Source organism: Streptomyces sp. 13-12-16, assembly GCF_002114215.1.
Taxonomy (GTDB): Bacteria; Actinomycetota; Actinomycetes; order Streptomycetales; family Streptomycetaceae; genus Streptomyces.
Map to the genome: position 1 here is coordinate 1 of NZ_NCTE01000044.1, position 10,488 is coordinate 10,488.

Genomic DNA, 10,488 nt, shown 5'->3' on the forward strand with positions numbered 1-10,488 from the left:
GTGCTGGCCTTCTGGAAGGTGGCCGCCGAGGGCACGAGCATCAGTGACGACCGGGACGGCGTGGAACGGCTGGTCGCCCGCGACCCCGGGGCGCTGATCCTCGCGGAGAGCGGCGGTGAGCTGGTCGGCACGGTGATCGCGGGCTTCGACGGCTGGCGGTGCCATCTCTACCGGCTGGCGGTGCACCCGGACCGCCGCCGCCGGGGCGTCGCCTCCGCGCTGCTGACCGCCGCGGAGGAACGGTTCGTACGGCTCGGCGGGCGCCGCGCGGACGCGATGGTGCTCGAGAACAACGGGACCGCCCACCATGCATGGGGCTCCGCCGGGTATGCGCGGGAGGAACGCTGGCGGCGCTGGGTGAAGCCCCTCACCGGGTGATCCACGGCCCGACAGCACACCTTTGCCGGTCCTTTACCCTTGTGGGGCCACTCGGTCCTCCATGAAAGGTTGTGTGCGTCCGCTCATGGGCGAGCCTCCCGGTCCGCGACACCGCGCATCCGTTCCCGTCCTGTCCGACCATGGGACAGAGGTGACCCGATGACCGAAGTGCTCCTCCTCCTGGTGGCGATCCTGCTCTCGCTCGCCTGCGGTGCCTTCGTCGCGGCCGAGTTCTCCCTCACCACGGTCGAGCGGGCCGAGCTGGAGCGGGCCGTCGAGCGCGGCGAGCGGGGGGCCGCCGGCGCCCTCAAGGCCGTACGGAACCTGACCTTCCAGCTCTCCGGCGCGCAGCTCGGCATCACGGTCACCAACCTGGTGGTCGGCATGCTGGCCGAACCGTCGATCGCCGCGCTGATCGCGGGCCCGCTGGAGGACATCGGCGTCTCCGCTTCGGTGGCGAGCTCCCTCGCCCTGGTGATCGGCACGGCCCTGTCCACGGTGTTCCTGATGGTGGTCGGCGAACTGGTGCCCAAGAACTGGGCGATCTCCTCGCCGCTGGCCGTCGCCAGACGGGTGGGCAACGCGCAACGCTGGTTCAGCGCCGCCTTCCGCCCGTTCATCACCCACCTGAACAACACGGCCAACCGCATCGTGCGGCGCATCGGCGTGGAGCCCGCCGAGGAGCTGGAGTCCGCGCGCGGGCCGCAGGAACTCGCTGCGCTCGCCCGGCACTCCGCCCGGGAGGGCGCCCTGGAGCCGGACACCGCCGAGCTCTTCGTCCGCACGCTGAACCTCGCCGACCTCACCGCCGAGAACGTGATGACACCGCGCGTCCAGGTCATCGCGCTGGAGGTGCACGCCACGTGTGAGGACGTGGCCAACGTGACCCGGGCGACCGGACTGTCCCGCTTCCCCGTCTACCGCGACACCCTCGACGCGGTCGTCGGCACCGCGCACGTCAAGGACGTACTGGCACTGCCCGCGGAGCGCCGCGCCCGGGTGCCCGTGTCGGAGCTGATGCGCGAGCCGCTGCTGGTCCCCGGATCGCTCACCGTCGACCGCCTCCTCGACCGGCTCTCCGGCCGGCGCACCATGGCCGTGGTGATCGACGAGTACGGCGGGACGGCCGGCGTGGCCACGCTGGAGGACATCGTCGAGGAGGTCGTCGGCGAGGTCCGCGACGAGCACGATCCGCACGAGACCCCCGACCTGGCCCGGGCCGGCACCGACGAGAGCGGGCGCACCCTGTTCTCGGCCGACGGCTTCGCGCGGGTGGACCAGCTCGCGCGGGTCGGCCTGCGCGCGCCGGAGGGGCCGTACGAGACCCTCGCCGGACTCGTGGCGGCCGAGCTGGGCCGGATACCGGCCGTCGGCGACACCTTCGAGGTCGACGGCTGGCGCCTGGACGTGGTGGACGCCACCGGCCGCCGCGCGGCACGCGTCCTGCTGCACGCGCCCCCGGACGACCGGCACGCGACGGAACAGCGGACGACGGAACGGCGGACGGCCGGGACCACGGACGACAGGGGGGCACGGCGATGACCGTCGTACAGCTGCTGATCGGTCTGGCGACGCTGGTCGTCAACGCCTTCTTCGTCGGCGCCGAGTTCGCGCTGATCTCGGTCCGCCGCAGCCAGATCGAGCCGTACGCCGACAAGGGCGACCGGCGCGCGAAGAGCGTGCTGTGGGGTCTGGAGCACGTGTCCGCGCTGATGGCGGCCGCGCAGCTCGGCATCACCCTGTGCACGCTGGTCCTCGGCGTCGTCGCCGAGCCGGCCATCGCGCATCTGCTGGAACCGGTGTTCCACGCGGTGGGTGTCCCGGAGGGCGCGGGGCACGCGGTGTCGTTCGTGATCGCGCTGGCGCTCGCCACGTATCTGCACATGCTGCTCGGCGAGATGGTGCCGAAGAACATCGCGCTCGCCGAGCCGGTGCGCAGCGCCCTGGTGCTGGGTCCGCCGCTGGTGGCGCTGTCCCGCGCGCTGCGCCCGGTGATCTTCACGATCAACGCGTTCGCCAACGTGCTGCTGAAGCTGATGCGGGTCGAGACCCGGGACGAGGTCGTCGCGTCCTTCTCGGACTCCGAGCTGGCCCAGATCGTGAAGGACTCCGGCGAGGCGGGCCTCATCGACGACCGCGCGCGCGAACGGCTGCACGACGCGCTGGAACTGGGCCGGCGGCCCGTGCGGGACGTGGTGATGCCGCTGGAGCGCGTCGTCTACGCGAGCGTGGGGGTCACTCCGGAGGGGCTGGAGCGGCTGTCGGCGGAGTTCGGGTTCTCCCGCTTCCCGGTGGTGGACGAGCAGCGGCGGATCGTCGGTTACCTGCACGTGAAGGACGCCCTGGACACCTCGCCGCGGGACCTGCCGTTCCGGCTGGGCGACATGCGGCCCATCGCGCGGGTGCGGGAGAGCACGCCGATGGACGACGTCCTCACCGCCATGCGGGGCAGCCGTACGCATCTGGCGGCCGTCCTCGGGGCCGACGGGCGGCTGGCCGGGCTGGTGACCATGGAGGACGTGCTGCAGGAGCTGTTCGGACAGCGGGCCTGAGCGCGGGGGGAGGGCGACCGACCGGCGGGTATGTGCCGCGGGATACCATCTGTGTCGCCATGCAGACTGATCCCACTCCCCCCTACAGCAGCCTCGTCGCCCTCGGCGACTCCTTCACCGAGGGCATGTCGGACCTCCTTCCCGACGGCACCTACCGGGGCTGGGCCGACCTCCTCGCCGCGCGGATGGCGGCCGAGGCTCCCGGTTTCCGGTACGCCAACCTCGCGGTGCGCGGCAAGCTGATCCAGCAGATCGTCGACGAGCAGGTCGAGGTCGCCGCCGCCATGCGGGCCGACGTCGTCACCCTGGTCGGCGGGCTCAACGACACCCTGCGGCCCAAGTGCGACATGGGGAGGGTGCGGGATCTGCTGACGGAGGCCGTGGAGCGGCTGGCGCCGCACTGCGGGCAGCTGGTGCTGATGCGCAGCCCCGGCCGCCAGGGCCCGGTCCTGGAGCGCTTCCGCCCGCGCATGGAGGCGCTGTTCGAGTGCGTCGACGAGCTCGCCGGGAAGCACGGCGCGCTGGTCGTCGACCTGTACGGGGCGCCGTCGCTCGCCGACCCCCGGCTGTGGGACGTGGACCGGCTGCACCTGACCGCGGACGGGCACCGCAGGGTCGCGGAGGCGGTCTGGCAGACGCTGGGCCACGCGCCGGAGGACCCCGAGTGGCATCTGCCCCCGGAGGCGACGCTGCCGCCGCGCTGGGTGGCCCGGCGGGTCGCGGACGCCCGGTTCGCGCGGCAGCACCTGCTGCCGTGGATCGGCCGCCGCCTCACCGGCCGCTCCTCGGGCGACGGTCTGCCGCCGAAGCGGCCCGAGCTGCTGCCGTACGAGGGCCTGTAGCGCCGCCTTGTGCTTTCCTCCAGGCCACCCGGTGGCGCCGGCCTGCAGGAATCGCCAGTAGACTCCCTGTACGTGACTGCTGCGCCCGCCAAGCCCCGTATCCCGAACGTCCTCGCCGGACGCTACGCCTCCGCCGAGCTCGCCACGCTCTGGTCCCCCGAGCAGAAGGTGAGGCTGGAGCGGCAGCTCTGGCTCGCCGTGCTGCGGGCCCAGAAGGACCTCGGGATCGAGGTGCCCGACACGGCGATCGCCGACTACGAGCGTGTCCTCGACACCGTCGACCTGGCCTCGATCGCCGAGCGCGAGAAGGTCACCCGGCACGACGTGAAGGCGCGGATCGAGGAGTTCAACGACCTCGCCGGGCACGAGCACGTGCACAAGGGGATGACCTCCCGCGACCTCACCGAGAACGTCGAGCAGCTCCAGATCCGGCTCTCGCTGGAGCTGATCCGCGACCGCACGGTCGCCGTGGCGGCACGGCTGGGCAAGCTGGCCGGCGAGTACGGCGAGCTGGTCATGGCCGGCCGCTCGCACAACGTGGCCGCGCAGGCCACCACCCTCGGCAAGCGGTTCGCCACCGCCACCGACGAACTGCTCGTCGCGCACGGCCGGGTGGAGGAGCTGCTGGGCCGCTACCCGCTGCGCGGCATCAAGGGCCCGGTCGGCACCGCGCAGGACATGCTGGACCTGCTCGGCGGCGACGCGGGCAGGCTCGCGGAGCTGGAGCGGCGGATCGCCGGGCACCTGGGCTTCTCGCAGGCGTTCACGAGCGTCGGTCAGGTCTACCCGCGCTCGCTCGACTACGAGGTCGTCACCGCGCTGGTGCAACTCGCCGCCGCGCCGTCGTCGCTGGCGAAGACGATCCGGCTGATGGCCGGGCACGAGCTGGTGACCGAGGGCTTCAAGCCGGGCCAGGTCGGCTCGTCCGCGATGCCGCACAAGATGAACACCCGCTCCTGCGAGCGCGTCAACGGCCTGATGGTGATCCTGCGCGGCTACGCCTCGATGACCGGCGAGCTGGCCGGCGACCAGTGGAACGAGGGCGACGTGTCCTGCTCGGTGGTGCGCCGGGTCGCCCTGCCGGACGCGTTCTTCGCGCTGGACGGGCTGCTGGAGACGTTCCTGACGGTGCTCGACGAGTTCGGCGCCTTCCCGGCGGTCGTGGCCCGTGAGCTGGACCGCTACCTGCCGTTCCTCGCCACCACCAAGGTGCTGATGGGCGCCGTGCGCGCGGGCGTCGGCCGGGAGGTCGCGCACGAGGCCATCAAGGAGAACGCCGTCGCCACCGCCCTCGCCATGCGGGAGCGGGGCGCCGAGCGCAACGACCTCCTCGACAAGCTCGCCGCCGACGAGCGGCTGCCGCTCGACCGCGCGGAGCTGGAGGCGCTGATGGCGGACAAGCTGTCCTTCACCGGCGCCGCGGGCGACCAGGTCGCCACCGTGGTCGGCCGCGTCGACGCACTCGTCAAGCAGCACCCGGAGGCCGCCGGGTACACCCCGGGGGCGATCCTCTGACGCGCTTCACCCAGGAGGAGCTGGAGGCCGCCCGCGACCGTCTGGTACCGGACGTGGTCGCGGACGGTCTGCGCGTGCTGTTCTGCGGCATCAACCCCGGTCTGATGACGGCCGCGACCGGTCACCACTTCGCCCGGCCCGGCAACCGCTTCTGGCCGGCGCTGCACCGCTCCGGTTTCACACCCCGGCTGCTGCTGCCGTCCGAGCAGCGGGAGCTGCTGTCGTACGGACTGGGCATCACCAACGTGGTGGCGCGGGCGACCGCGCGGGCCGACGAGCTGAGCGCCGAGGAGTACCGGGAGGGCGGGCGGCTGCTCGCCCTGAAGGTGGCCCGGCTGCGGCCGCGGTGGCTGGCCGTGCTCGGGGTCACCGCGTACCGCGCGGCGTTCGACGACCGGAAAGCGCGGGTCGGGCCGCAGGAGAGGACCATCGGCGACAGCCGCGTGTGGGTGCTGCCCAATCCGAGCGGGCTGAACGCGCACTGGACGCCGGCGACGCTGGCGGAGGAGTTCGGCCGGCTGCGGGAGGCCGCGGCCGAGCGGTGACGGCCGGTGGTCAGGGCGGGGGCGTCTTCGTGACCACCGCCAGCAGCCGGATCGCGTCGTTCGGGTCCCGGTCGGCGACCGCGACGGCGACCCAGCGGCCGGTGCCCTGCACCTCCCACACCCGGGCCGCCCCGGCACGGGCGGCGAGCCAGGCCCACGGCTCGGGTGTCTCCTCCCGCCCGGTGCGCGGGTTCCAGGGGCCGGTGTCTCCCCAGCGGGAGGCCAGCACCTCGTACACGGCGTCGTGGTCCTCCTCGAACCGGTCCACCGTGACCGCCCGCCGCGCGGGGTCCCCGTCCGGGCCGTCGTCGGTCTCCAGCACGGCGACATGGTGGCCCGGTCCCCCGAAGCCGTCGTCCGACGGGCCGTGCTCCGCCGGGAAGGGGCGGAAGCACAGCTCGTCGATGAGGGCGATGTGCCGGGCGATGTTCATCGGTCCAGTAAACCCGTCGGCACGTCCGGGCGGCGGGGCGTCGGCCGACTTCCGGTCAGGCGTCGCGGCGGCGCAGGCTCCACGCCCCGGCCACCAGCGCGGCGGCCGTCCACAGCGCGGTGACCGCCAGTCCCGGCCAGGGGTCCAGCGTTCCGTCGTGGGTCTCGTACAGGACCACCTGTCCGGCCCGGTCGGGCAGGAAGTCGGCGACGGTGCCGGCCGCGTCGCCGATCACGAAGGACACGACGAGGATGAAGGGGATCAGCAGGGACAGCGTGGCCACTCCGCTGCGCAGCAGGGTCGCGAGGCCCGCGGCGAACAGGGCCATCAGCGTGAGGTAGACGGCACAGCCCACGACGCCCCGGATCTGCTCGGCCGGGGTGAGGCCGCCTGCCGCCTCGCCGAGCCCCGCCCGTGCCACGAGGAGAGCGGCCGGGGCGGTCAGCAGGCTCACGGCCAGCGTGGGGACGGCGATCGCCGTGGCCTTCGCGGCGAACCAGCGTCCGCGCCGCGGGACCGCGGCCAGTGAGAGCCGCAGGGCGCCGTTGTGGTACTCCGCCGATACGGCCATGGCGCCGAAGGAGATGGCGGCGATCTGCCCCGGCGCGACACCGGACAGGGCCGTGAACAGCGGGTCGAACCCGGGGTCCGACGTGTCGGAGGCCCCGGCGATCGCGGAGAAGGCCGTGGTCGCGGCGAACAGCGCGAACAGGGCCCCGGGGAGAGAGCGGACGGTGCGGATCTTCAGCCACTCGGCGCGGAGCACGGGTGCGAACTGCATGGTCAGGCCTCCTGGGGCTGTGCGGCGAACTCGGTCTCGGCGGCGGTCAGGTCCAGGTAGGCCTGTTCCAGCGTGCCCTCGTCCGCGGTGAGTTCGAGGATCGGCACCCCGGCGGCGGAGACGAGGCGTCCGACGTCGTCCACGCGCGCGTCCGGCACGGTCCAGTGGCCGTCCGGGTGTTCCACGGCGTCGTGACCGTGCCCGGCGAGGACGCTCTTGAGGGCGGTGGGGTCGGAGGTGCGGACGCGGACGGCGGGGCGCACGCGCGCGTCGATGAACTCCCGCATCGGGGTGTCGGCGAGGAGCCGGCCCCGTCCGAGGACGACGAGGTGGTCGGCGAAGGAGGCGGTCTCGTTCATCAGATGGCTGGAGACCAGGACGGTCCGCCCCTCGTCCGCGAGCCGGCGCAGCAGGGTGCGGATCCACACGATGCCTTCGGGATCGAGTCCGTTGGACGGTTCGTCGAGCATGATCACCTCCGGGTCGCCGAGCAGCGCGGCGGCGATGCCCAGCCGCTGGCGCATGCCCAGGGAGTACGTCCGCACCCGGCGGCGCGCCACCGGGCCCAGACCGGTCTCCTCCAGCACCTCGTCGACCCGGCGGTCCGGGATGCGGTGGCTCGCCGCCAGGACGCGCAGATGGTCGCGCCCGGTACGGGAGCCGTGGGCGGCCTGCGCGTCGAGCAGGGCGCCGACCTGGCGCAGGGGTTCCCCGAAGGTGGCGTAGGCGCGGCCGCCGACGGTGGCGGAGCCGGACGTGGGGTGGTCGAGGCCCAGCACCAGGCGCATGGTGGTGGACTTGCCGGCGCCGTTGGGGCCGAGGAAGCCGGTGACGCGGCCGGGCAGGACGCGGAAGGTGAGGTGGTCGACGGCTCGCCGGGTGCCGTACTCCTTGGTGAGGTCCTGGACGTCGATGCTGGTCATGGCAGCAGCGTGACGGCTCGCACGGGGGCGGTGCCTCCCCCGCCGGTGGAGATCGTCTCCCCCGTGCGGGGGAGGTCCGTCGTCGGTGGCGGCTGGCACGATGACGGCATGATCCGCTTGCTGCGCCCGTTCGGCCGGACGGTGACGTACACACGATTGCTGCATCTGTTCATCGCGATCGTGTGGCCGTCGATGTGGCTGTTCGTCGAGGAGGCGTGGTGGACGTGGGCGGCGGCGGCCCTGGTGCTGCTGCCCGTCGGGCTGGTGCCGGCGATGCGCACGGTGGAGGGGTTGCAGGCCAGGCTGCTGCTGACCGGTCAGCGGCCCGACGGCGAGAGCAACGGCATCGTCGTCGCGCCGTCCGCCTCCTGGAGCGACCGGGGCAGGCTCGTCGTATGGCTTCAGGCGCGCTTGCTCATCGGCTGCGTGACGTCGATGTTCACCGTGCACCTGCTCATGGCCGTGGTGGACTTGGGGGCTGCGGCGTTCGGCGGGGACACGGCCTCCGGCGAGTTGCTCCTCCTCGAGGGACATAGCTGGTGGCACGTCCTGCTGATGCCGGTGGCGTCGGTGGCCCTGGCGGCGACCGTGGTCGCCTCGGGCCGGCTGATCACGGCGCTGGCCCACCGGCTGCTCGGCCCCTCCCCCGCCGAGCGGCTGGCCGCCATGGAGGAACGGACCGAGCAGCTCCTGGAACGCACGCGCATCGCCCGGGAACTCCACGACTCCATCGGTCACGCCCTGACGGTGGCCGTCGTGCAGGCGGGTGCCGCCCGCGCGGCCGGCGATCCCGCCTTCACCGACCGGGCTCTGGACGCCATCGAGGAGACCGGCCGGGCCGCGCTGGAGGACCTGGAGCGGGTCCTCGGCGTGCTGCGCGAGTCCGGGCGGCCGGCGGGGAGCCGGCCGACACTCACGGAGGCCGGCCGGCTGCTGGAGTCCGCGCGGGCTTCCGGAGCGAAGGTCGACGCCGAGATGACCGGGCCGCTGGACACCGTGGCCGGGCCGGTGTCCCGCGAGGGGTATCGCATCCTCCAGGAGGCGCTCACCAATGTGCTGCGGCACGCGGGTGCCGTCCCGGTGCGGGTCCGGGTGGCGGTCGACAACGGTTCGCTGGACCTGGAGGTCCGCAATCCGCTCACCGGGGCGGTGCCCGGGCCCGGCCGGGGCAGCGGTCTGCGCGGCATACGCGAACGCGCGGCTCTGCTGGGCGGGCGGGCGCACACCGGTCCCGACCGGGGTGACTGGCGGGTGCGGGTGGAGCTGCCGTTGCGCTGATCTACGCTGGCCGCATGCCGGTCACCGTTCTGCTCGTCGACGACGAACCCCTCGTACGCGCGGGTCTGCGGGCCGTGCTGGAGGCGCAGCCGGACATCGAGGTCGTCGGGGAGGCGGCCGACGGCGCGGCGGTGATCCCGCTGGTGCGGCAACTGCGGCCGGACGTGGTCGCCATGGACGTGCGCATGCCGCTGCTGGACGGGATCGAGGCCACGCGCGCGCTGCTGCGGACGGTCGGCGCGCCGCCGAAGATCCTCGTCGTGACGACGTTCGAGAACGACGAGTACGTGTACGGGGCGCTGCGCGCGGGCGCCGACGGGTTCCTGCTGAAGCGGGCGCGGCCGGCGGAGATCGTGCACGCGGTGCGGCTGGTCGCCGAGGGCGAGTCGCTGCTGTTCCCCGCCTCGGTGCGCCGGCTCGCGGCCGAGTACGCCGACGGTGACGGCAACCGCGCGGCGCGCGACGTGCTGGAGCGGGCGCGGCTGACCGACCGCGAGGGGGAGGTGCTGCGGCTGATGGCGCGGGGCCTGACGAACGCGGAGATCGCCGCGCGGCTGGTGGTGGGGACGGAGACCGTGAAGTCCCATGTGAGCGCCGTGCTGGCGAAGCTGGGGGCGCGGGACCGGACCCAGGCGGTGATCGCGGCCTACGAGTCGGGCTTCGTGGCGCCGGGCTGAACCCGCGTCCGAAGGGGTGGCCGTGCCCGGAGGTCGCCGGGGTCGGCGGCGCCGAGTACGATCCGCCCAACATGCGCACGAGCTGGGAGGACGGACGGTGGGTCGGCTGACCGGCGGGGACCCCTCGCTGCTGCGAAGGATCAACTCCGCGGTGGTGCTGCACGCGTTGCGGGCGACGGACTGCGCGACGCTGACCGAGGTGACCCGGGTGACGGGGCTGTCCCGGCCGACCGTCGAGGGCGTCGTGGAGGGGCTCATCGAGGCGGGTCTCGTCGTGGAGACGGCGGCCGAGGAGGGGGCCGCGCGGCGGCAGGGGCGGCCGGCGCGGCGGTTCCGGTTCCGGGCGGAGGCCGGGCATCTGCTCGGCCTGGAGATCGGCGTGCACCGGGTGGCCGCGCTGCTGGCCGATCTGGACGGCAAGGTGATCGGCGCGCAGGCGCGGGACGTCGACGAGACGGTCGACGCCGACGAGCGGCTGGAGCGGATCAGCACGGCCGTCGCGGAGCTGCTGCGGCGGGCCGGTGTCCCGCGCGGCTCGCTGCGGGCCGTGGGCGTGGGCACGCC

12 protein-coding genes are annotated in these 10,488 nt (G+C 73.6%); 9 read left to right on the forward strand and 3 right to left on the reverse strand.

The window, feature by feature from the left end; genetic code table 11:
• The 6 genes from B7767_RS02120 to mug form a co-directional block, all read left to right on the forward strand.
• The coding region (locus tag B7767_RS02120; RefSeq protein ID WP_256923291.1) for a GNAT family N-acetyltransferase at nt 1–378 on the forward strand (378 nt) is incomplete at its 5' end.
• Nucleotides 379–537: 159 nt separating this feature from the next.
• Nucleotides 538–1,920, forward strand: coding sequence for a hemolysin family protein (locus B7767_RS02125; protein ID WP_085570585.1), 1,383 nt, complete (start codon nt 538–540; stop codon nt 1,918–1,920).
• On the forward strand, nt 1,917–2,930 hold the full coding sequence (locus B7767_RS02130; RefSeq protein WP_085570586.1) for a hemolysin family protein: 1,014 nt from the start codon (nt 1,917–1,919) through the stop codon (nt 2,928–2,930). Before B7767_RS02125 ends, B7767_RS02130 begins: the two co-directional genes overlap by 4 nt.
• A gap of 59 nt (nt 2,931–2,989) precedes the next feature.
• Entirely contained in the window at nt 2,990–3,772 is a 783-nt protein-coding gene (locus tag B7767_RS02135) for an SGNH/GDSL hydrolase family protein (protein WP_085570587.1), read from the forward strand.
• A gap of 72 nt (nt 3,773–3,844) precedes the next feature.
• Complete coding sequence (gene purB / locus B7767_RS02140; protein ID WP_085570588.1) at nt 3,845–5,287, forward strand: adenylosuccinate lyase; 1,443 nt, start codon at nt 3,845–3,847, stop codon at nt 5,285–5,287.
• Nucleotides 5,284–5,832: a G/U mismatch-specific DNA glycosylase gene (gene mug, locus B7767_RS02145; RefSeq protein WP_085570589.1), complete on the forward strand. Its 549-nt coding sequence runs from the start codon at nt 5,284–5,286 to the stop codon at nt 5,830–5,832. The genes purB and mug overlap by 4 nt, the downstream gene beginning before the upstream one ends.
• Before the next feature lie 10 nt (nt 5,833–5,842).
• Here the strand turns inward: mug and B7767_RS02150 are convergent, their stop codons facing one another.
• Genes B7767_RS02150 through B7767_RS02160 form a run of 3 tightly spaced genes read right to left on the reverse strand, consistent with a single transcriptional unit; the run spans nt 5,843 to nt 7,969 of the window.
• Nucleotides 5,843–6,265, reverse strand: coding sequence for a hypothetical protein (locus B7767_RS02150; protein ID WP_085570590.1), 423 nt, complete (start codon nt 6,263–6,265; stop codon nt 5,843–5,845).
• Nucleotides 6,266–6,320: 55 nt separating this feature from the next.
• Nucleotides 6,321–7,046 carry an ABC transporter permease gene (locus tag B7767_RS02155; protein ID WP_085570591.1) on the reverse strand — a complete coding sequence of 242 codons (726 nt, stop codon included), beginning with the start codon at nt 7,044–7,046 and terminating at the stop codon, nt 6,321–6,323.
• Nucleotides 7,047–7,048: 2 nt separating this feature from the next.
• Complete coding sequence (locus B7767_RS02160; protein WP_085570592.1) at nt 7,049–7,969, reverse strand: ABC transporter ATP-binding protein; 921 nt, start codon at nt 7,967–7,969, stop codon at nt 7,049–7,051.
• 108 nt (nt 7,970–8,077) lie between these two features.
• Here B7767_RS02160 and B7767_RS02165 point away from each other — a divergent pair, with 108 nt between their 5' ends.
• From B7767_RS02165 to B7767_RS02175, 3 genes are all read left to right on the forward strand, one after another.
• Nucleotides 8,078–9,247 (forward strand): sensor histidine kinase, encoded by a 1,170-nt coding sequence (locus B7767_RS02165; protein WP_085570594.1) that lies wholly within the window; start codon nt 8,078–8,080, stop codon nt 9,245–9,247.
• 14 nt (nt 9,248–9,261) lie between these two features.
• A complete protein-coding gene (locus B7767_RS02170; protein WP_085570593.1) occupies nt 9,262–9,924 on the forward strand; it encodes a response regulator transcription factor in 663 nt (220 codons plus the stop codon).
• 97 nt (nt 9,925–10,021) lie between these two features.
• Nucleotides 10,022–10,488 (forward strand): ROK family transcriptional regulator (locus tag B7767_RS02175; protein WP_143652144.1); only part of this gene is annotated, 467 nt, incomplete at its 3' end.